Source organism: Streptomyces sp. NPDC017993 (genome assembly GCF_044328065.1).
In the GTDB taxonomy this organism is placed as follows: Bacteria; Actinomycetota; Actinomycetes; order Streptomycetales; family Streptomycetaceae; genus Streptomyces.
Window position 1 is genome coordinate 17,493 of sequence record NZ_JBIRGO010000037.1, and the last position, 21,411, is coordinate 38,903.

Genomic DNA, 21,411 nt, shown 5'->3' on the forward strand with positions numbered 1-21,411 from the left:
TGGTCGGCGCCGCAACCGCGTACGCCGAACTGCTGCAAGACCGGATACGGGTCCTGGGCCCCGACCACCCCGGCACCCTCACCACCCGACACAATCTCGCCTACTGGCAGGGGGAGACGGGGGATGCGGCCGGCGCCGCAACCGCCCTGGCGCGGCTGCTGCAAGACCGGATACGGGTCCTGGGCCCCGACCACCCCGGCACCCTCACCACCCGCAGCGTCCTTGCCCACTGGCGCGGGGAGGCGGGGGACGTGGTCGGCGCCGCAACCGCGTACGCCGAACTGCTGCAAGACCGGATACGGGTCCTGGGCCCCGACCACCCCGGCACCCTCACCACCCGACACAATGTTGCCCGGTGGCGGGGGGAGATGGGCGATGCTGCTGGTGCAGCAGAAGCCTTCGCCGAACTGCTGCAAGACCGAATGCGGGTCCTGGGCCCCGACCACCCCGATGCCCTCCACACTCGGCATCTCCTCGCCTACTGGCGGGGGGAGACGGGGGATGCTGCTGGTGCAGCAGAAGCCTTCGCCGAACTGCTGCAAGACCGAATGCGGGTCCTGGGCCCCGACCACCCTCATACCCTCCTCACCCGCGGCAATCTGGCCCGGTGGCGCGGCCGGGCAGGGGATGCAGCGGGTGCGGTAACCGCTTTGTCTCAGCTCCTGGAAGACCGAATGCGGGTGCTGGGTACCGACCATCCCGATACCCTTTTCACCCGCGGCAATCTGGCCCAGTGGCGGGGGGAGACGGGCGATGCTGCTGGTGCAGCAGAAGCCTTCGCCGAACTGCTGCAAGACCAATTGCGGGTTTTGGGCCCCGACCACCCCGACACCCTCACGACCCGACACGGTCTCGCCCGTTGGAAAAAGAAGCCGGAGGAGAGGCCGGGACCCTCGATCGTGCCGGACTGAGGGGCGCTCTGGGGCGCTCTCGGGTCTTTGTAGGGCCGCAGGAGCACTGAACAGCCAGCCGAGGCCCGGATAGACACCAAGCCTCGACCTCGGAGCCGCACACGGCCGTACAGCGGTTCCCGCCTGGCGTCGCTTCGGTCGCCGCCCGTAGGGCGCCGCGGTCGACCGGAGCCTGGGGGGGGAAGTCCGAGCAGGGCGGCCGCTGCCGACTGAAGCCGCCGTACACGGGCACGGCATCGGGGAACATTGGGCTGCGGTTATCGGCGAGAACGTTCATGAGCCAGGGGGATAAAGGTGAGCAGCTTGTCGAGCAGCGCGCAGGGTGGGCGGTCGCCGGCGCGCGGACAGGGGGCGAAGCGTCCTGACATCGAGTTCCGGCCGGTGCGTAACGGGATGGACTACCTTCTCAGCGCGGTGACGCACCTGACCGAAGGTAAGCAGCCGCCCGACGACCGGGACCTTAAGTACGCGGTCTTGCACCTGCACGCCGCCACGGAAGTACTGCTCAAGGCGCGCCTCGTCCGTGAGCACTGGAGTCTGGTCATCAGTGACGTGCGCAAAGCGACTGAGAAGAAATTCCACGATGGCGACTTCAGCAGCGTGACCGTGGAGGCGACCATAGAGCGCCTGCGCGACATCGTCGGCCTCGACATAGGCCAGGAGAACCGCACGGCCATCACGAACCTGACCAAGACCCGCAACGCCTTCACCCATTACGGACACACCGCGGAGGCGTACGCGGTCGAGACCCAGATCACGCTGGTTCTCGACTTCCTCCTCGACTTCATCCCGACACACCTCTACGACCCGCAGCCCACCAGCCAGTTCGGCGCCGAGTACATGGACACCATGGAGCGCATCCAGGAGCGGCTGGGCCGCATCGACTCGCTGGTCAAGGCTCGGATGCGCAACGTCAACGCCACGCTCAAGGACATGGCGGACCGTACGGTGCAGTGCCCGCACTGCCGGCAGTACGCCGTGGCGATCCCGGAGGGAACGGACCAAGCAGAGGACCAGGTCCTGGGGCCGGAGCTGCGCTGCCTCTTCTGTAACGCTCAATGGCCCGCCTGTGAGCTGGCGCGGCTGTACGTGCTTGACGTTATCGGCCCGGACGATGGACAGCTCCAGCCATGCGGGTGCAGCGGGTACGCGCCTTGGGCCGATGAGCCCTCCCTGGTGCTCGGTGCCTCGACCGCGGCAGAACCGGATGCCTTCATGGGGCTTTGCTTCCGGTGCGGAGCTAGGTATCACCGCAAGCCGAGCAAGGTGTCCGCCTGGTCGGAATCTGAGGATTCGGCGACGACGGGGTTGTGAGAGGTCACTCCGGGTCGCCCCAAAGCCTGTACATCTCAGCCCTGTGCACTCTCATGAGGTGGCGGGAGGGGGAACCCGGCTTGCAGATCTCGCACATCACGACTTCCCGGCCCTCCAGCAGGGCGCGATCCACCTCATCGGGGGTATGGCACTCGCGCACGTCGTCTGCCTCGCGTGCGGCTGCATTGCCGCAATGGCCGGGCTGCGCCGGTAGTGGCACACCAAGCATTCACCGGTGCCGACCTGCATGCCCAGCTCGTCGCCGCCATCGGAGCTGAACGCCTCGTAGCCACACACCAGGCACTCCTGAAGCTCCAGCGCGCTCGGATCGTCGGGAGTCGGGCCGGTGTGGAGGTCGGCCGCGGCCGCCGCCCGTCGGTCGGCCTCCTCCTTGCCCAAGCGCTTCCGTGTCCGGTGGGCCTGTTCCCTCTCCCGCTCGTCCTGCTTCTGCGCGCCGTCCTCGTAACGGTCCTCCCGCTCCATGTCCAAGGCCCACAGACTGGGGTGAGAGTCCAGCGCGAGCAGGGCCTCCACATGCCGCCGCTCCAGCAGCCGTGGCTCCTCGTCCGCCTCGTCCCTGTCTTCCCGGGCATGGCGGACCGGCTGTGTAACGACGAGAGCATCCAGAAGCGTGCCGACGTCGACCCGGGTCTCAAGGGGCTGGGCGGCTGGCCGTTGCCACGAAAAGATCGAGCCCGCCAGAGAACCCTCCGTGGCGAGAGCTTCCTCCGCGTCCGGGGCACCGCCATCGGCGTGAGGTCACGGATGAGGAACACATCGTTCTCGTCCGGCGCCCGCTGAACCACGCGCGGTTCCTTGTCTGCCTTCTCCCGGAACGGCCCATCAGCTCTTGGTCATGGCGTCGGTCGGGTCGTGAGCAGGGGGGCTTAGGCCAATGGCCTGGAGGGCCTGTCGGCGGTCGGGGGTGAGGTTGTGCCAACGACGTCGGATGTTGCTGATCCATTGGCCCAGGCGCATCGGCTCTGCATCCAGGTCTTCGACATGGCGCTGCGGAACGTTGAGGTGGCCCTCGCGTGCGCGGAATGCTTGCGCCGCTGCGAGTCCGCGGTGGAAGGCGCGGTCGCGGGCTGAGGGTCCGTCGAGAGGCGATGGCGGTTTTGGCCGGCTGCCGAGGTTCAAGCCCAGGTGGGTGAGGAGTTGCTGTTGTTGGGGGTTTTCTGGGGGGCGGTTGTGTTGGGTATGGAGCCACTCCCCCAGGCGCAGGCCGTCGTCGGTGAGGTAGTCCCGGGGCAGGTCGGTCAGTGAGTGGCCGGCGTTGCTGTGTCGGTGGGCGGCGTGGTAGGCGCGCTGCCAGGTCAGTGGCCAGGCTGGGTTCCAGTGGGGGTCCAGGTCTAGCAGTGCCTGGGTGCGGGCGGGGGTGAGCTGGTCGGCGCGTTTGCGTTGGGTGGCGAGCCAGCGGCCGAGGGCGAAGCCGTCTTGGCGTTGGTCGACGGGTACGGATAGATGTCCGTGGGTTGCGGCGTAGGCGGCCGCGTGGGCGAGTCCGCGGTCGAAGGCTTGCTGGCGGGGGTTCCAGACGATGTTCAAGCGTTCCAGGGCTGCGGTGCGAGCGGTGTCCAGGGCGTTGGTGCTGTGCAGGTGGCGCTGCCAGGTCAGCCATCGTCCGAGCGGGTAGTGGGTGTCGTCCTCGTAGGCCTGGGGGATGTCGAGGTGGTGGTGGGTGCGGTGGTAGCGGCGGGCAGCGGCCAGGCCGCGGCGCCACTCGGCGCTCTTGGGGGCAAGGACGCGCAGGGTGAGGGCGAGGGCGACTTCTTCTTCCTGGGTGGGTCGGTCGAAGCGGAGCCAGGCGCCGGGGTCGTTGCTGGGGAGGGTGGGGCGGTGGGTGCGGGGGTCGGCGAGGCGGGCGGTGAGGCGTTCGTCGTGGGCGCGCAGGGCTTGGACGGTGCGCCATAGGGGGGTGTAGGCGTCGGCGCTGAGGAGGTCGTCGGGGTCTTCGTCGGGGGTGAGGTAGACGGGGACGATCAGGGTGGCTTTTTTGCCGGCGCCGGGTGGTTGGCGCAGGGCGCGGCCGACGGCCTGGACGGTGTCGACGGGGCTGTTTTTGGGGTCGGCGAAGACGACGGCGTCGATGGAGGGGACGTCGATGCCTTCGCCCAGGACGCGGGCGTTGGCGAGGACGGCGGGGGTGTGGGGGTTGGTGTGGGCGGCGAATTCGAGCAGGAGGCGGCGGCGGATGCGGGGTGGGTGGGTGCCGCTGATCCAGTTGGCCCAGAGGCCGTCGGGCTGCAGGTCGGTGGGGAGGGCTGCGGCGGTGTCGGGGAGGGTGGTGGCGAAGGCTCGGGCGTCGGCGACGCGGTGGTGGAAGGTGAGCACGCGGCGCAGTTTGTGGTCGTGGATGGCTCTGAGGACGGCGACTTGGCGGCCGGCCAGGCGCAGGCCGTCGGCGCCGGCGCCGGGTCCGGTGGCGAGCCAGTCGCGCAGGTCGGTGTTGTCGACGACGGGGACGAGGATCTGGTAGTCGGCGAGTAGGCCGAGGTCGATGGCGTCGGAGAGGGTCAGGCGGTAGGCGACGGGGCCGAAGAGGGTTTCGTCGTCCATGGAGGCGACGGGGTCGTCGGCGCGGTCGCTGTCGGGGTCCCAGATGCGGGGGGTGGCGGTGAGGTAGAGGCGGCGGTGGGCGGGGATCTGGTCGTTGTGGTGGATGGCGGCCCAGGCTTTGCCGAGGCGGCCGGCGGTGCGGTGGGCTTCGTCGACGACGGCGAGGTCCCAGGCGGGTAGGTGGTGGGTGTGGTGGGCGGTGAGCAGGGTGGGCAGCGAGGCGTAGGTGGCGTAGACGGTGACGGGCCCGTCCTCGGTCGGGGTGAGGGCTGCGAGTTCGGCGGGGTCGGTGGTCATCGGGATGTCGCCGGCCGAGGGGTGTTGGACCGCCTGGCGTGCGGAACAGACGGCCACGGCATGGCCTTTGCGGCCGGCTGCGTGCCAGGAGCGCACCGTCTGAGACAGCAGGTCCAGGGTTGGGACCAGGACCAGGACGCGGCCGCGGGCTGCCAGCCTGAAGGCGGTGCGTGCGGCGATGAGCGTTTTCCCGGTGCCGCAGGCGGCCACCACGCTGGTTCGGTCGTGGCTGCGCAGGGCTTTCACGGCCGCGGTGACGGCTTCCTTCTGGTGGGGCCGGAGCTCGATGTCTGTGGTCGGCATGCTCTCCTGCTGTGGGCTGTGGACGTGTCCGTTGGGTTTTGTTGCTTATTTTCCTTGGCGGGGTGGGTTCTGCTGGCAGGCTGTTGGTCTTGTGTGTTCAGGCTTGTATGAGCGGGGGACCGAAGTGTCGGGCCAGGTGGTCGTTGTCGCGGGAGGTGTTCGCGACGCGGTGTGCGGCTGGGTCATAGGTCGGCGTCGACCATTGGGCGCAGCGTGGAGCCGTTGCGTTGCTTGATGACGCGTAGTTGGCTGGGGATGCGGCGGCCGAGTTCGGCGACGTGGCTGACGATGCCGACGGTTCGGTCGCCGGCGCGTAGTTGGTCGAGCACGTCCATCACGTCCTGCAGGTTTTGTTCGTCGAGGGTGCCGAAGCCTTCGTCGATGAACAAAGTCCCCAGGGGGCGGCCGCTGGCTTCTTGGGTGACGACGTCGGCCAGGCCGAGTGCCAGGGCGAGGGAGGTGGTGAAGGTTTCGCCGCCGGAGAGGGTGGAGGTCTCGCGTTCGGTGCCCGTCCAGGTGTCGAGGACTCTGAGGCTCAGTCCGGCTTTGAGGCGTCCACGTCGGCCGGTGTCTTTTGCGTCGCTGTGGACGAGGAGGTAGCGGTCGGAGGTCATGGCTTGCAGGCGGGCGTTGGCTGCCTCTGCGATCTCTTCCAGGCGGGCGGCGAGGACGTATGCCTCCAGTTCCATGCTGAGTGTGTTGGCGCCGTCGGTGGCTGATGCGATGCGTGCCAGGCGGTCGGCCAGGGTGTAGCGGGCCTGGAGGGGTTCGAGGTCGGTCAGGCGGGCGGCGAGGTCGGCGACGAGGCGGGTCAGGTGGGTGACGCGGTCGCGGGCTTGCTGGGAGGTGCCGGCGGTGGCCTTTACCCGGGTTTCGGCTTCGTGCAGGGCGTCGGCTGCGGCTTGGGGGTCGGCTGGGGGCTTCAGGCTGGCCTCGATGAGGGCGGGTGTCTGCAGGGTGCTGGTGACTAGCGTGTCGTCCTTGCCCCATTGCTCGAGTTCTTCCTGCCACTGCTGCAGGAGGGTTGCGGGTTGCCGTGCGGCGGTGGCGTCCTCCCGGGTGGGGAAGCCGGCGTCGTGGGCCGCGTGGTCGGCGGTGGTGCGGGCGTCGTCGTGGCGTTCGGCCGCGGCGGCGGTTGCCTGTGCGGCGTCGGTGGCGCCCGACAGGTGTTCTGCGGCACGGGTGATCTCGATGATGCGGTCGCCGAGGGTGTTGGCGTTGCCGCGTGCGGCGTCCAGGGCGAGGGCGATGCTGTGCTGCTGCTGCGTCAGGGCCTTGTGGCGGGTCTGGCATTCGGTCAGCCGGTCTTTGGCCTCTTGGCGTTGCTGGGTGCGGGTGTCGTGCTCGCTGCGGAGCCGGGCCAGTTGCTGTTGGGCGGCGGCCAGCATCCCGGCCTGGTCGCAGGCGGTCTGGTGGGCTGTGTGAGCAGCCAGAAGCTGCGACTTGAGCTCTGCGACCGGGGTGGTTCCGGCGGTGCCGAGGGCGTGGGCGTGCTGTTTGGCGAGTTCGCTGCGCGTGCGTGCGGCTTGGTCGTGCGCGGCGTCTGCCTGTTCATAGGCGGTTCGGGCGGTCTGTTCGTCTTCGCGCGTGGGCTGGTCGGCCTGTAGTTGCGCCGGGGCCGGGTGGGTGGGGGATCCGCACACCGAGCAGGGGGCGTCTTCGGTGAGTTCGGCTGCCAGTTCGCCGGCCATGCCGTCCAGGCGACGTTCGCGCAGGTCGAGCCAGGACTTCTTGGCGGCCAGCGCTGTCGTCTGGCGTGTGGTCTCGGCTTTCTCGGCCTTGGTGAGCTGGGTGGCCAGCGTGTCGCGGCTGCGGGCGGCCTGGAGTTTTGTGTCCAGGGTCTCGGCGTCGCGTTGGAGTTGGGGAATGCTGTCGGCTGCCTTGCCCAGGGTCTGGGCGAGGGCGGTGTGCTCGGCCTGCGTTGCCGGCCATGTCTCCAGCCATCGGGCGGCCTCGTCGTGGTCGGCTTGTGCCTGTTCTTCCTTCTCACCGAGTTCGGCCAGCTGGGTGCCCAGCTGTGCGTGGCGTTCTTCGTCCGGGAGCAGCGCTTGGATGCGGCCCCGGTGGCTGTGGTGCTCGTCGTGGGTGAGCTGCAGTTGCGGTATCTCGGCGTGGGTGTGGGCTGCGTCCAGCAGTTTGCGGGCGGTTTCCTCGGCTGTCCGGGATTCTTGGAGTGCGAGCGCGGTGCGCTCCACGCCCTCCAGCAGAGAGCGCAGCGGTTCGGCGCGTCGGCCTTGGTCGAGCTGTTCGCGAAGTCGCGCATGGCCTGTGGCCTGCTGGTCCAGTGCGGAGCGCTGGGTGAGGGCGTGCTTGTGCTGGGTTTGGTGGGTGGCGAGTTCGGTGGCTGCCTGTCGGTCTTCTTTGGCCTTGTTGTGGGCCTTGTCGCTGTTTTCCTCCTCTGTCTGGGCGGTGGTGTGGGCGTCGCGGGCGCGGGTGAGCAGGCTTTGGGCCCAGGTCAGGGCGTCGGCGGGGTGCTGAGCGTCGGGACGGGCCGGCTGGCTGTCGGCGACGTCGTCCTGTAGGGAGGGGCCGGCCGCTTGGTCGATGCGTTCGCTGAGGTGCTCTACGGCGGTGGTGACCTTGTCCAGGTCGTCTTTGGCGTCCTTGCTGCGCTTGACGAGCCAGGTCTGTAACTCTTGGAAGCGTCCGGTGTCGAAGAGTCGTCGCAGCAGGGAGGCTCGGTCTTTTGCGTCGGCCCGCAGGAATTTCGCGAAGTCGCCCTGGGGCAGGAGGACGACCTGGCAGAACTGGTCTTTGGACAGTCCCAGTGCCGCCTCGATTTCCCTGTCGGCGTCGCGGTGGTTGGCGCAGACGGGTTCCCAGTCATCGGGGGTGTGCGAGCTGCCGGTCTGCTCGTGGAGTTGGACGGTGGCTTCGGCTGTGGCGGTGCCGGTTTTGGCGCGGGAGCTGGGGTAGCTCTGTTTGGGTGTTCGTGTGACCTTCAAGCGGCGGCCGGCGACGCTGAACTCCAGGATGACCCGGGTCCGTGTGTGGGCAGGCGCGTGGTCGCTGCGTAGGCGGTGGGTGGGGCGGATTCCGGGCACGTTGCCGTAGAGGGCGAAGCAGACCGCGTCCAGGACGCTGGTCTTGCCCGCGCCGGTGTCCCCGCGCAGCAGGAACAGGCCCGCGCCGGTCAGGTCGTCGAAGTTGACGTCCTCGGTATGGGCGAACGGTCCGAAAGCCTGGACGGTTAAGCGGTGGAGATACATCAGTTGGCCTCCCGCGCGGCGGCTTCGGTGCGGACACGTTCCAGGCCCTTGTGCAGGAGGTCCTGCTCCGAGCGGGTGGCGGGAACGCCGGTGACGTGGTGGAGGAAACCCAGGGCGATCTCGTGGTCGGAGCGGCTGTGCACGCGGTCTCGGTAGGACCTGCCGTCGGTGTGGCGCTCCTGGGAAAAGCTGAGTTTCAGGGTGTGGGGGAAGCGCTGGCTCAGGCGTTCCATGGCCATGTGGGGCCGGTCCGGGTCTGTCAGTGTGATGTGCAGCCAGCACTCCTCGTATGGGGTGTACTCGGTGCTGGTGAGCAGGGTCTGTAGGGCTGCGGTCAGCTGGTGCAGGGGGCGGGGCACCGGGCAGGGCACTTTGTGTGCTGTGAGGGTGGCGTCGGCGCCCAGGTCGATCAGCCACATGGCTTTGGGGTACTTGGCCTCGGTGAAGGAGTACGCCAGCGGGGATCCGCTGTAGCGAATGCGGTCGCTGACCTGTTGGCAGCGGTGCAGGTGTCCCAGGGCCACGTAGTCCACCCCGGAGAAGACCGAGGCGGCGACGGAAGGGACGCCGCCTGCGGTGATATCGCGCTCGCTTTCGCTGGTGTCCGCCCCGGTGACGAAGGCGTGGGCGAGGACCACCGACCGGGTGCCGGCGGGCTGGGTGGCAAGGTCAGCTCGGATGCGGTTCATGGCCGCGCTGAGCACGGCTTGGTGGCTGGGCTGGTCCGCTCCCAGGTGGGCGTGTACCAGGCCGGGCTCCAGGTAGGGCAGGCCGTAGAAGGCCACTGGTCCGTGATCGTCGTGCAGGAGGGCGGGGCGGGCGCAGTCGTCTACGCCGGTGCGCAGGTGGATACCGGCGTGCTCGATCAGCCGGGAGTTGACGCCCAGTCGGCGGGGCGAGTCGTGGTTTCCGCTGATCATGACGAGTGGCACCCGCAGGTCGGCGAGTTCTTCGAGGACCCATTTGAAAAGGTCTATCGCGTCCAGCGGCGGGATGGCACGGTCGAAGACATCGCCCGCGACGACCACGGCCTCGGCTTGTTCGCGCCGCACTGTTTCCAGGAGGTGTTCCAGGAAGGTGCGTTGCTCAGTCAGTAGTGACACGCGGTGCAGGGGACGGCCCAGGTGCCAGTCCGAAGTGTGCAGGAGCCTCATGGGCACAGACCGTATTCACTTGCGGAGTAGGTTCGGGGGGCTTTCCCGATAATCGGGATGACTTGTGGACCTATAAGGGCAGATGAGAAAACGTTTCCCCCCATCGCCTGATTGGCCTGATAGCTGACGGGCGCGCCGGGTGATTGTCAGTGGCAGGAGGGAAGATGAGCAGTGGGGGAAGGGAGAATGCCATGTGCTTACCGCGTTCTGCTCGGTCCAACTGCGTGCCGGCGCCCAGCGGCTGCCGGTGGTGCGGGATCGAGGCACGTGGGCATGCTCGGCAATGGGTTGCGGATGTGGGCTGGCATGCCTGGACGGCGCCCACGGTTCAGCAGCGTAAGGACCGCATGCTCAAGCGGCGCAGGGGACGCAATGATCCTCGTCAGTAAGCCAGCTCCTGCAGCTGGGTGAAAGCCTCACGAAGCTGCTGAGGGACATCCTGGGGCGTTGTGAGGGTGGTGGCCAGGGCGTAGACCATGGCGGGCTTGCCGCTGGGGCTCTCCTCAGCCGCCTTCTCCTTGATCATGCGCAGGATGTCGCCACTGAACTTGCTGGCCCCGCGGAGGGCGGCGAAGTCCTGTGCCGTCCACGCCTGCGGGGCAGGGCGGGGCCAGTGGTCGTTGGCGGCAGTGGCCCACTGTTGGTCGGTGAAGAGTTCCTCCAGCTCGTTGAAGCCCTCAGCTTCTCCCACGTACGTGACTTGCGTGGCGAGGTCGAGTCCGGCACGGCGCAGCCTCTCGTCCTTGAGGAGCTTGTTGCTGCGGCTGTCGGCGTCGATCATGAGCATGACCGTCCGCTGGTGCTTGACGAGGTAGCGTGCCAGGTGCAGTGCGCCTTCGTTGTTCTCACAGCCCCACAGAGCGATACCGGCCGCCTGCAGGGACAGCCCCTGAGAGAGGCGGAAGAGCACGGGCAGGCTCTGCTGCTCGGTCTCTCCTTCCACTGCGAGGAAGCAGCGCTCGTGCAGCAGGACCGAGTTGCGCAGCCCCAGAGCTGCAGCGATCTGCCCCAGGTGGAAGTCGATGCCGTCATGGGTGTCGTTGACGAGGCGCTCCACCACGGTGCGTCCGTGGTCGTTGAGCTTGAGGTGGACGACGTCGGCGATGTCGACGCCGTCGATGAGATTCATCGAGTGGGTGGCCACCATGACGCTGACGTGCGGTAACGCGCACTGCTTGCGGATGATGTCCATCACGGTGCGCTGGTGGCGGTAGTCGAGGTGGGTGTCGGGCTCGTCATAGACGACGATCGTCTGGGTCGGCTCGTCGCCTGACTCCCCTGCCGCAGCCAGTTCCGTGTTCTCCAGGAGTTCGCTGGTCCACTCCCACACGGCGAGGGCAATCCGGCGGGTGCTGCCCTGTCCTGAACGTGTCAGGTCGACGGGTTCGCCATCAGCCCGGGAGACGTGCAGGGGAGCTCGTTTGAAGCCGCCTTTGAAGGAGACCTCGGGTTTGACGTCCACTCCGACGAATTCGCTGCAGTGCTGGCGGATGTGGCTGCACAGGGAGTCGGCTTCCTTCTCCAGGCGGTGGGTGATCTCCGCTTCGAGCTCCCGTACCTGCCCTTGCAGAGTCTCGTCCCCCAGATGCGCCTCGTAGCAGCTGCTGAGCGCAGTGCGTACAGCGTCATCGGGGCTCTCGTCCTTGCCTCCGAAAGCAAGGAGCCTGGGTAAGCGGGCCTCCATGCTCTTGGGAAACGGCAGCCACTCCTCGATCTGGGGCAGCGTGGCGGCGTAGTCGGCGACCGCAGCGAGCAGGTCCTCCTTCAAGGCACCTGCCGGGGTGAGCCCGAACTCGGTAACGAGAGCGGCAAGGGCAGGCTTGAGCAACCTTCCCAGACCGTGAAGGCGGCTATCGGCGGGCTGGCTGCCGAAGTACTCCCAGCAGGCCGCCTCGCTCGACCTGGCTCGGCGGCGGATGCTTACCCGCGCGGGAAGACCACTGCTGCCCTGTTCACCTGCGTCGAGGACGAACCTCCCCTCCACCCAAGTCTCCAAACAGCGCAGCCCCTTGGCCCCCTCCCCCTGCTCATAGGTCCGGTCCTCTTCGGCCAGACGGTACGTGCCCAGAAGGAAGGCGAGCGCAGTCAGCACAGCGCTCTTACCACCGTCGTTGCGGCCCGCGAGGATCGTGGGACAACTGATCGGAATGTCCCTCACGTGGGTCAGGGAACGGAAGCCGCACGCGGAAAAGCTGTCGAGGTGCACCGTGAGCTGCTCCGTATCTCCCCTGCTCACACCAGGCAGAGGTATGACTTGCGGGTAGCGCGCACTGCCGAACCAGCTGGGCCGTCAGCGCAGGCAGTCATACTAGAGGTCATCGGTCAACAGGGCCTCACCTACTGACTGTTAACCACCTTCCGCCCAGGTCTGTCGAGGCGTCAGCTGATGCCGACTGCGCAGCGAGCGAGCCAGGAAGACGTCCGTCAGGACATCACGCCCATGCTGTCTGAGTGCTCAGAGCGGCGAGCCGGGTGCCTGGCCCCGGTAGTGGGAGGGCGACGACGTCCTGTCCCACCGCCTTGCGTGACACGGGTTCGGCCCCACGCTGCGACGGATGGCAGTCGATGCCGGTAGGCATGGCGGGATAGGCGGGCCCAGAGGTGTGCGTGAGAGGCCTCTACCCGATGAGCTGTGAGAGGACGTAGAGCACTGCCAGGGCTCCGAGAACCACTCCGGCGATCTGCCAGGTTCTTTGCTGTGAGGGCAGCGTGAGGACCTGGAGTGCGGTGTGCCCGGGGAAGACGTAGTAGATCCGGTGGCGGTGTTGGGGCACGGCGACCCGGGCCAGAGGGAGGTAGCGGAGGCTGGCCTGTCGTGCGACTTCGCCTTCGTGCGGCTTGAGGCGGGGCCGCAAGAGAGCCTTGAACTCGGGCTCGAGGTTGTCGGGGATGGAGTCGTTGTCGGTGAGGGATGTCTTTCGCCAGTTGCCGTTTTCGCGTGCGTGCTGGCGGGCCATGTAGGGCAGTTTCGACTCAGGCCACCGGATTTCCTCGGTCTGCGGCTGCCGGCTGATGATGCCTTCGACCCATGTCACCGTGTGACCGGTGCCTGCGCACCGGTCGTGTGGCACGGTTCCCGCGCGTTCGCAGTCGGGGCACTGTCGTATGCCCTTGCCTTGGCAGGTTGCGCAGGTGACGCGTCCGCGGCCGCGGCACGTGGGGCAAGCGGCCTCCAACGCGCCGCATTTTTTGCAGGTGAGGCGTTCGCCCGTTGCCTGCCTCTGGTCCTGGGGAGTCTTCCGGCTTCGGTGTCCGGTGCCGTCGCAGCGCAGGCAGGAGTCGATGCCACGGCAGTCGGTACAGGTGGCGGACTCCTCACACAACAGGTCACCCCTGCCCTGGCAGCGCGGGCAGGCGACCTTGCCGTTCCCGCAGGCACAGGACTGTTCTGTCACCGACCCTCGCTGTACCAGCTCCAGCGTCTTCGCGACGGCAGGGTCCTTCGGCGGGGCGAGCCGGTAGTGCTGCAGCCGGTCGTACTGCGGGCGGCCCGATAAGTCGATACGGCCACGATGGATCCGCTCACCTTCTGTGCGGGTCTCTATGGAGCGCACGATCTTTCCCTCGAGGAGCGAGTGCCAGGTGACCTCCGCCGTAGCCGGCAGGTCCATCTTCGGTGCCTGCCCGCGCTCGGCGACGTGTCGCCGCACCGCGTCCAGGGCGTCCCTCTCGTTCAGCATGGCCCTCCCCCTGTTGCGGCCACGGTTGCCTCTTGGCGGGCCGTGGTTGCCTCTTTGGCGGCCGTGGTTGGCACCGTAGCCAAAACCCACGGCGGGGCGGTGCCGAACGGGTCAACAAAGGTCGCTGGCCGCGGTGTTCACGAGCGGGGCTTGTGCGGGGGTGTCAGCGGGGCCGCCAGGTGCGGATCTCCAGGTGGGTGATGTGGGCGCCGGGGTGGATGCGGCCGGTCTCCAGCAGCCACTGGGTGACGGCTGCGGTGACGTCGCCGCCTGCCGCATCGACGCGGTGGGCGAATTCGGTGGCGTCGAAGCCCCCGGTGGTCGCTGATCCGTAGGAGCGTTCTTCGGTGTGGTCGGCTCGCTGGATGACGTCGCGGCGTACACCGGGTGAGTCCGTTCGGCTGCCGGAGGCGTGGGTGTAGCCGGTCTTCGGCATGCGGATGGTGAAGGCCAGGCGCAGTCGTTGGCGGGCTGCTTCGGCGATGAGGGGGCGTAGGCGGGCGGCGCCGGAGGCGATGGCTTGGGTGCCGGCGCGGCCGGTTCCGGTGCCGGTGGGGGTGATGAGGACGGCCTTGGTGCGCACCCGGGCGCGGGTGCCGGCGGTGGTGGTGCGGCGGGTGATGTGGGGGGCAGCGAGGGCGGCGAGTTCGCTGGGGTCGGTGATGCCGGCGTGGACGGCGGTGATGACGTGGCGTAGGGCGGGGGCGAAGGCGGCGCCTTTGTGGCGTGTGTAGAACTGGGAGACGAGGGAGGGGTCGCGGTTGATGATGCGGGCGATGTCGCGTTTGGTGTAGCCGGCGGCGCGGAGTTGGTCGGATAGCTGGGCTGCTTCGTTCAACTCAGGTGAAAGGGTGTGGCGTTGGGAGGGCATCAGGCCTCACCGCTGGTGCGGGTGTGGTGGAGGGCGGTGCGTCCGGCGTCGCGCAGGGCCAGGAGTTCGTCCTCGGTGGTGGGGGCCGGGACGGGGCCGGTCAGGTGGCCCTTGTGGAGGTATTCGCCGGGCTGGCCGTGGTAGGGCCACTTCTGGGGCGTGGTGAGGTAGACGGCGTCGGTGCGGAAGGCGACGACGGAGCCGGCGGGTGCGTGGAGGGCGCCGACGTGGGTGTTGTCCTCGCGCATGCGCATGGACAGCAGAGCGGCGCGGGCTCCGGACCAGATGCTTGCGGCCCATTCGGGGTGGGCGTTGGGGTCGCGGGCGAAGCCGGTGGGGCGTTGCCAGGTGACGTGGTCGTCGTCGAAGCCGATGATTTCGGCGTCGGCGGGGATGTCGCGCTCGTCTGTGCGGGGGGTGGTTCCGGTGACGGTGCGGGGGCGTTGGGCGAAGGAGCCGATGCCGTACAGGAGCAGGGAGCGCACGGCGCGGGAGGCGAGGTGGGCGGCGAGGCGCTGGGCGGGGTCGCCGTGAAGGTTGGCTTGGGCGGCGAGGGATGCCCAGGCATCCTTGAGTTTCTTGGACCAGTCGTCCAGGGGCTTGCCGTCCTCCCACAGCAGGCCGTCGAGGATTTCGATCTTCCAGGGTGCAAGGGGGTTGGACAGGGCGGTGTAGACCTCGGGTCCGCCGGCCCAGGTGGTGAAGGTGGTGCCGGGGGTGCGGGGGTAGTGCCAGGCGCGTTCGCCGGGTGCGGGGGCCGGCAGGATCCCCACGTGGCTCCAGTCGTCGGGGACGCTCACGCGGACCTGCCAGTGGCCGCAGCCGAAGAGGGCCCTGGTCTGCTCCTTCTCGCTCCAGGAGGCGAAGGTGGTCGCGGTGACGCGGCGGGGGGCGCCGACGGGGGATTTCCAGGTGTGCTTGGCGTAGGCGAAGGTGCGGTCGTACTCGACGAGGGCGGGGAGCTGTTCGGGGACGTGGGGTGGGGTGATCAGTTCGGTGCGGCCCTGGCCTGCGGTGGCGTGCAGGAGGCCGCGCAGTTCCTCGGACAGGACGGGGTAGCCGTCGGCGAATTGTCCGCGGGCGGGGATGGTGCGGGTCCACAGGTCGCGGCCGGTCTGGGAGGGCGAGCCCATGATGACCGCGTCGGACCAGTGGGCGCGCAGGGCCTTCCACAGCAGGACGAAGGCGTCGCGGACCGTGGTGGGGGCGGCCCCCTCGGGGTCGAACCACTCCCCCACCGACCGGATCTCCACATGCTGCTCCGCTCCCTGCCGCTGGTAGCGGCCCACGGGATGACGGGCGTGGACGAAGTGCCCGGCCATGCGGTCCTTGCCACGGCCGGTGTCGGTACGCCAGCCCGCGATCGGGGCATTGAGCCATGCGGCGACGGCATCACGCAGAAACGGATAACGCCCGGCCTCACGGTGCCAGGGGTCACCCGCAGTGACGTAGATCCGCTCCACGCCCTCAGGAACTGCCTGAAAGACGGCCTGCAGAATGTCGCCGGCAGAGGCGGACGCCAGATCCAGACGCGTGGTCTGGTCACGGTAGACCAGCATGCCGGTAGCAGTGTCGAGGAAGGCGGTGGAGCGAGCCTGCTGGGTGAAGTTCGGCCGGGTGGAAGCCAGATTGGCGGAATGACCGACCCACCGGTCACCCTCAGCCCCCTCCGGCAGGCAAGGCAGCTGCCGGGGTACACCGGCAGCAGCCAACGGGAACGGCACACTTGGTGGAGAAGGCGGTGCCGGCGGGGCGGCCGTGGGCGCACTCGCCGCCCCCGCAGCGCGGGCCGTGCCAGCAGGAGCCTCAGTCCGAGCCGGGGCAGCAGGAGCCTCGGTCCCAGCCGGCCCAGGTGGGGCCTCAGTCCCAGCCGGCAAGGGCGGAGCAGGAGGAGCCTCCGTCCCAGCCGGCAAGGGCGGAGCCTCCGTCCCAGCCGGCAAGGGTGGGGCTGCATCGGTCGGCACCGGTGCCCCAGGGCCGCGGGTCATGGACGGAGCAGCCGCACCAGGAGCCGGCTCAGGCACCGGGTCGGCGCAAGGCGCAGGTGGAGCCTCAGTCCCAGCCGTGCCAGGAGAAGCCTCAGTCCCAGCCGACACGGACGGAGCCTCCGTCCCAGCCGGCACGGGCGGGGCTGCATCGGCCGGCGCCGGTGCCCCAGGACCGCGGGTCATAGAGGGAGCAGCTGCACCGGGAGCCGGCTCAGGCACCGGGTCGGCGCCAGGCTCCCGGACAGGTTCTGTACGGACCTCAGGGGCGGGCGTAGCCGGCGCAGGTGGAGCCTCAGTCCCAGCCGTGCCAGGAGAAGCCTCGGTCCCAGCCGGCAAGGGCGGAGCCTCAGTCCCAGCCGACACGGACTGAGCCTCGGTCCCGGCCGGCATGGGTGGGGCTGCATCGGCCGGCGCCGGTGCCCCAGGGCCGCGGGTCATGGACGGAGCAGCCGCACCCGGAGCCGCCTCAGGCACCGGGTCGGCGCCAGGCTCCCGGACAGGTTCTGTGCGGACGTCAGGGGCGGGTGTAGCCGGCGCAGGCCGCGCGGGAGCGATGAGGCTGTCCGGGGCCAGGATGGGGGCGATCGCGACGACCTCCGCCAAGCTCATACCGGCAGCCGGCGCGATCCGCTCAGCCTTGGCCTTCTCATACCCGGCCAGCGCGGTAACGCGGCGGGCCCGCTCCGCCTCCAGCTTCGCCACCTCGGCCTGCTTCTTCTTGATCTCCTCACGCAGGCTGCGCAGTTCGACGAGAGCAGCGGTGAAGGTCTTACTGTCCATCACAGTCCCCTTTCCGGCTGCCGGGTCAGCCGGTCGTGGCGTTAGTGGTGACGTAGGCGACCGCCCCACCAGAGTCGGAGGGCAGACGGGTGCCCAGCAGGCGTTCGGCAAGGGCGCGGTCGGTTCGCGCGGAGGCCGTCACTTCCACGGTGGGCCGAGCCAGGTCGGTGACGTAGCCGGCGAGCTGGGCCTGGGGGAAGGCGTGCCTGCCGTGTTCGTTCTTTTCCCATGTGGCGATGTTGGTCAGGACTGCTACCACGTAGCCGGAGAGGGTGACAGGAAGCACTCCCCCGGCCGCCACGCTCGCCGCATCACACCGCCACCAACCGCGCAGCGCCTTGAGCAGATCCTCGGGCGCCAGTGCAGTCGAGAATCCGGTCCACGCGCGGTCTGGTTCGTCGACGGGTTTCGCTACGTCTACACGCAGCACAGCCACTACTGGGGCCGACAGCGAGCTCAGGGGGGCCCTATGCCGATCCCTCAAGGCCGTCACAGTATCGACGGGCACGACCGTGCGTACTCCGCGGCGCTCCTGACGGGGCAGCAGGCCCGCATGGAGTAGTCGGCGAAAGGTAGTGACGGCGCAGCCGATCTCGTCGGCTGCCTGACCAGTCGTCAGCAGCACCTTCACCACCTCTTACATGCGGACTCTGATATCGGATCGTACTCGATTTTATGAGGCGCCTGGAGGCTGGTCGCAGGAGGCCATGCCTTGGAACAGGCCCGGGAGCGTCCGATGAGGCAGCATCGGGTACGGAGCTACCGGTGATTGAGGCGTACTTCATCCGCGACGGGGCCCGTGACCCCGACCCTCAGCAAACGGCATTCGATAGCGCCACGGCTACGGCCGACCTGTGCGGCGGATCGGGATGCCAGGTCGGCGGTCCGAAGCGGCCCCGCCAGATCTGTCGTCGTCCTGTGCTGGGAGAATCAGCTGGTTCGAATGCAGCCAGCGAGACGACCGGAGGGGCGAGTGACTGCTCAGCAGCCCTTTGATGAGGCTCCGGTGACGGTGGCCACGGACGCCGGAATGCTCGTCTTGTGGGATCCGCAGCGATTCGAGGCTGGCGTCGATTACGACACCTGGGAGGACGAACTCCTCGACGACGAGGACATTGTCCGTCACATCCAGGCGGGCGCTCTTGTTCCGCTCAACGTCGGCGGAGACGGGGCGTTCAGTGTTCTGGTCCGTTCGGGCACTGCGGCCGCGCCGGCCCGGCTGACCGAGCGGGAGACAGCCCATCAGCTGGTCGCTTCCCAGCCTTACCTGTTCGTCTCCCGCGGTCGCGCGCTCGTGGGTGGCATCGAAGACGTCAGCGGAGATGCCTCGGATGGCGTGATCGAGCACCCCGTGCCCGAGGGCCGCCATGCAGTCGTCGTCCACTTGATCGACTGGCAGGCCGAAGCCGGCAGCCAGGACAAGGACGGGCGGCCCGTTCCGGGAGCCCTGCCGGACTTCGTGGTGCTGATCAACCCTGCTCAACTCGGGCAGGGAACCTTCCGGACTGCGGTGCATACGTTCGAAGCCCCAAACGGCTGAACTGGGGCGGACCCGGTTCAGACCGCCTTTAGCTGCAACCGTCAACACCCGGCAACAACGGTGCTATCCGACCCCACGCCGCATCCGTCAACTCACCACGACCACCACAAGATCAATTATCTGACAGAACCTAGCACCCTCCACCACAACAGGCTTCACCACTGGGCTCATGGCACCTCGTCCCGCCTGCTCGCCCACTCCCTCACCCACTCCATCGTCACGTCAGGCGTAGGCATCGCCGAGTACACCACGAACTCCGCGTAGTTCGGGTCGTCGATCGGCAGCGGTGCCAACGGATGTTCGCGAAGCCTGGCCACCAGATATCCTGCGGCCAGCAGATCACGGGACTTCTCGATGTCGAGGTCAGCCTATGTCCGCGTGCCAGTAGGAGCCGTCGTACTCGATGGCGAGCTTCTGCTCTCCGGCCGTCTCGACCGTGATGTCGACGAGCCAGTTCGCGCGCCGGGCGAATGCCTCGTGCCGCACCGACTGGCCAGACGATGCCCGGCCGAAGGCGCGCTCCGCAGCGGCCCAGTGGTCAAGCTCTATACGGGACTTGCCGTGCTCCCGGCACTCGGGGCAGCCGCTGCCGTTCGCTCGTGAGGACAGGGCCGCCTGCCATGTGTGATCCGGATTTGCGGAGCAGATCCAGGCAGGCGTGAACAAGGTCTGGCCGGTCGGCCGCACCTGCCACGCGGACAACGGATTGGTCGGCGACCACTCCGCCGCCAGATCAGGGAAGTGGTGGGCGAGCGAGTCGAGGATCGTGCGGCACTCCGGGCAGCGCAGGCGCTGGCCCTGCTCCCGGCGGGCCGGTGTCTCCTGCCACTCGTGGCCGCAGTCTTCATCCCGCCACCACACGAGCTTGCGTGAACCAGGCGACACCTTCGACATCTGAGTCTTGCCGTTCTTGGTCGGGTGCCATTGTGCGGCGATCTCGGCGTTGAGTCCGAATGCCTCGGGATCGGCCTCGATCGCCTCAAGACGCGTCGCGCGTGTGTCCTGGCCGCGGCAGGACGGGCAGCCGTTACGCAGATACGTGAGCGGAGACTGGCGACAGCGGTGCCCTCGCGGGCAACGTAGCTGACGTTGCCGGTAGTCCGCGACCAGCACGGCCCGGGGATCCGCCTCGTCGTCCCAGGCCGCGAGCAGCTGGAGCACGTCCGCGACCGGCGTCCCCTGATAACGCGCGCGCTCCGCCTCCCACTCAGCGCGTCGCTTCGGCTGGCATTGCGGACACTCGCGCATGTCGATCATGTCGAGGATCCGTTTCCTGAACCGCAGTCCGCAGTCCGGGCAACGCCAGGCCGCCTCCCGCCGGGCCTTGACGGTGGCCGTCTCCCAGGTGGCGGCATCGTTCTGCTCATGGTCCCACCAGTCAAGGACTGGCAGTCCGCTGTCCTTGAGGAGGTCGCGCTGCTTGGACCCGGCGCGCTTGGTCGTCTGCCGCTCACGCCGAGGGTTGACCTGGCACTGGCAGCCGAACCCGATGTCCCCTAGCCGCGCCGCGCTCAACCGACCGCAGTAGCGGCACCGGACATGGTGCGGGTCGTCGGAGAAGGACGGCACGGTCAGCGCGCCAAGATAGTCGTATCCGTTCTTCTCGGCGTGCTCTTGCACCTGAGCCTGCGGAACCGGGCTCAGGTCCGCGTACGCGCCCATGGCCTGGCGAGCCTCCCGTGCCCACTGCCGCCAGTAACAGGCCCGGCACGTCGCTTCCCCATATGCGTTCTTTTCCACGGTGTACTCAAAGCGATAGTGCGCCTCACAGCCGCATGCCAGACACCGAGTCAGACGCCACGCCTTCGGTTTCGTGAACGGCTCCAGCGGTTCCAGGCCGCCCTCACGCAGCATCTGTGTGATGTGGGCGTCACACCAGGTGCTCTTCGTGCGTGTGGAGAACGCGGCAGGCTGCCTGCAGCCCGGCTCGGAACACAATTGGGCCGTCTTGCGGGGCGACATGGAGCTCATGTGCGGATTTTCGCAGGTGTGCGGACTCGGCGGTCCGAAACGAGTGTTCCCACCCCGGCCCAGCGAGCATGAATGACCGCAAGAAGATGCCGTCGGCACAGAGCTGAGACTCAACGGCACACCTCTCCGGGCCACGCGTCAGGCCAGTGCCCCCCAGCACAGCCGCCACGCGTGCAGTCAGCAAAATTGCGCGCGCCGGTCCTCGAGCCGGCAGGTAGCGAAGGGGCTTCCTCACGCGGGTGGAGGCCTGCCGGAGTCAGGGCGGACCAGGCGAGTCCGGTGACGTCCTCCTCGCGGCCGAGACGGTCAAGTCTCTGGTGGGGCCAGCAATGGCGGTCGGCCGACCGGATTCGACCGGGTGATCTGCCGCCGTCGCAACGAAGTGGAGCGAACGATCAACCGGGTCAAGAGCTTTCGGGCCGTGGCTACCCCTACGACAAGAGGGCCTACGTCTTCCACGGCACGGCTACCGTCGCCGCGATCCGGCTGTGGCTCCGGGACGTTGCCCAGGCCGGTGGTGCCTTCGCACGGCACGGAACTGTGCGACAGGCTTGCCGTCTGTGACGTACTCAAGGCTCATCCGGATCCATTGCAGTGGCGGGCAGCTTCCAAGCCGGCGGTGCACGGAGTAGTCGTCCGTCCGGCAAGGTTCGATACAGGGCGGGGAAGGTGCGTCCGGTGGCAGACCACGGTCAGGAGGTACCGACCCCTGGCGCGCAGCGGGGCACGTCGGCATCAAGCCTCCACGGCCGGGGGGGGCCTCGGGGCGTTCGTTGATCCAGTTCACGTAACGGTCCACGCCTTCCTCTACGGCGACTTCCGGCTCCCAGCCGA

General features: G+C 68.3%; 14 protein-coding genes and 1 pseudogene. 4 read left to right on the top strand and 11 right to left on the bottom strand.

What is annotated here, in order from left to right:
* On the top strand, positions 1 to 911 hold a 911-nt coding region (locus ACH4FH_RS37055; protein ID WP_398560380.1), incomplete at its 5' end, for a tetratricopeptide repeat protein.
* A 303-nt stretch (positions 912 to 1,214) separates the two neighbouring features.
* Complete coding sequence (locus ACH4FH_RS37060) at positions 1,215 to 2,225, top strand: hypothetical protein (protein WP_398560381.1); 1,011 nt, start codon at positions 1,215 to 1,217, stop codon at positions 2,223 to 2,225.
* Between the two features lie 96 nt (positions 2,226 to 2,321).
* Here ACH4FH_RS37060 and ACH4FH_RS37065 read toward each other — a convergent pair whose 3' ends face one another.
* The 9 genes from ACH4FH_RS37065 to ACH4FH_RS37105 all read right to left on the bottom strand — a co-directional run bounded on the left by ACH4FH_RS37065 (position 2,322) and on the right by ACH4FH_RS37105 (position 17,496).
* On the bottom strand, positions 2,322 to 2,759 hold the full coding sequence (locus tag ACH4FH_RS37065; RefSeq protein ID WP_398560382.1) for a hypothetical protein: 438 nt from the start codon (positions 2,757 to 2,759) through the stop codon (positions 2,322 to 2,324).
* A 309-nt stretch (positions 2,760 to 3,068) separates the two neighbouring features.
* Positions 3,069 to 5,384 carry a Helicase associated domain protein gene (locus ACH4FH_RS37070; protein ID WP_398560383.1) on the bottom strand — a complete coding sequence of 772 codons (2,316 nt, stop codon included), beginning with the start codon at positions 5,382 to 5,384 and terminating at the stop codon, positions 3,069 to 3,071.
* A 182-nt stretch (positions 5,385 to 5,566) separates the two neighbouring features.
* Complete coding sequence (locus tag ACH4FH_RS37075) at positions 5,567 to 8,593, bottom strand: AAA family ATPase (protein ID WP_398560384.1); 3,027 nt, start codon at positions 8,591 to 8,593, stop codon at positions 5,567 to 5,569.
* Positions 8,593 to 9,747 (bottom strand): exonuclease SbcCD subunit D, encoded by a 1,155-nt coding sequence (locus tag ACH4FH_RS37080; RefSeq protein ID WP_398560385.1) that lies wholly within the window; start codon positions 9,745 to 9,747, stop codon positions 8,593 to 8,595. The genes ACH4FH_RS37075 and ACH4FH_RS37080 overlap by 1 nt, the downstream gene beginning before the upstream one ends.
* Positions 9,748 to 10,129: 382 nt before the next feature.
* The gene (locus ACH4FH_RS37085; protein ID WP_398560401.1) at positions 10,130 to 11,953 is read right to left on the bottom strand and encodes an ATP-dependent nuclease; all 1,824 of its coding nucleotides are present in this window, start codon (positions 11,951 to 11,953) and stop codon (positions 10,130 to 10,132) included.
* A 412-nt stretch (positions 11,954 to 12,365) separates the two neighbouring features.
* A complete protein-coding gene (locus ACH4FH_RS37090; protein WP_398560386.1) occupies positions 12,366 to 13,427 on the bottom strand; it encodes a hypothetical protein in 1,062 nt (353 codons plus the stop codon).
* Between the two features lie 163 nt (positions 13,428 to 13,590).
* Positions 13,591 to 14,265 carry a helix-turn-helix domain containing protein gene (locus ACH4FH_RS37095; protein WP_398560387.1) on the bottom strand — a complete coding sequence of 225 codons (675 nt, stop codon included), beginning with the start codon at positions 14,263 to 14,265 and terminating at the stop codon, positions 13,591 to 13,593.
* Positions 14,266 to 14,297: 32 nt separating this feature from the next.
* Complete coding sequence (locus tag ACH4FH_RS37100; protein ID WP_398560388.1) at positions 14,298 to 15,857, bottom strand: hypothetical protein; 1,560 nt, start codon at positions 15,855 to 15,857, stop codon at positions 14,298 to 14,300.
* Between the two features lie 1,234 nt (positions 15,858 to 17,091).
* On the bottom strand, positions 17,092 to 17,496 hold the full coding sequence (locus ACH4FH_RS37105; RefSeq protein WP_398560389.1) for a DNA-binding protein: 405 nt from the start codon (positions 17,494 to 17,496) through the stop codon (positions 17,092 to 17,094).
* A 543-nt stretch (positions 17,497 to 18,039) separates the two neighbouring features.
* On the opposite strand from ACH4FH_RS37105, the gene ACH4FH_RS37110 reads away from it, so the two are divergent.
* On the top strand, positions 18,040 to 18,606 hold the full coding sequence (locus tag ACH4FH_RS37110; RefSeq protein WP_398560390.1) for a hypothetical protein: 567 nt from the start codon (positions 18,040 to 18,042) through the stop codon (positions 18,604 to 18,606).
* 167 nt (positions 18,607 to 18,773) lie between these two features.
* On the opposite strand, the gene ACH4FH_RS37115 is transcribed toward ACH4FH_RS37110, so the two are convergent.
* A complete protein-coding gene (locus tag ACH4FH_RS37115) occupies positions 18,774 to 18,923 on the bottom strand; it encodes a hypothetical protein (RefSeq protein WP_398560391.1) in 150 nt (49 codons plus the stop codon).
* A gap of 46 nt (positions 18,924 to 18,969) precedes the next feature.
* Entirely contained in the window at positions 18,970 to 20,577 is a 1,608-nt protein-coding gene (locus ACH4FH_RS37120) for a zinc-ribbon domain-containing protein (protein WP_398560392.1), read from the bottom strand.
* A gap of 325 nt (positions 20,578 to 20,902) precedes the next feature.
* On the opposite strand from ACH4FH_RS37120, the pseudogene ACH4FH_RS37125 reads away from it, so the two are divergent.
* Positions 20,903 to 21,075, top strand: a pseudogene (locus ACH4FH_RS37125) (IS5/IS1182 family transposase); the annotation flags it as partial.
* Positions 21,076 to 21,411: the final 336 nt, after the last annotated feature.

Bases quoted from the DNA above. Each gene is read 5' to 3' on its own strand.
- ACH4FH_RS37080 (WP_398560385.1), bottom strand. From the start codon at position 9,747: ATGAGGCTCCTGCACACTTCGGACTGGCACCTGGGCCGTCCCCTGCAC.
- ACH4FH_RS37090 (WP_398560386.1), bottom strand. From the start codon at position 13,427: ATGCTGAACGAGAGGGACGCCCTGGACGCGGTGCGGCGACACGTCGCC.
- ACH4FH_RS37075 (WP_398560384.1), bottom strand. From the start codon at position 8,593: ATGTATCTCCACCGCTTAACCGTCCAGGCTTTCGGACCGTTCGCCCAT.
- ACH4FH_RS37120 (WP_398560392.1), bottom strand. From the start codon at position 20,577: ATGAGCTCCATGTCGCCCCGCAAGACGGCCCAATTGTGTTCCGAGCCG.
- ACH4FH_RS37100 (WP_398560388.1), bottom strand. From the start codon at position 15,857: ATGCTGGTCTACCGTGACCAGACCACGCGTCTGGATCTGGCGTCCGCC.
- ACH4FH_RS37070 (WP_398560383.1), bottom strand. From the start codon at position 5,384: ATGCCGACCACAGACATCGAGCTCCGGCCCCACCAGAAGGAAGCCGTC.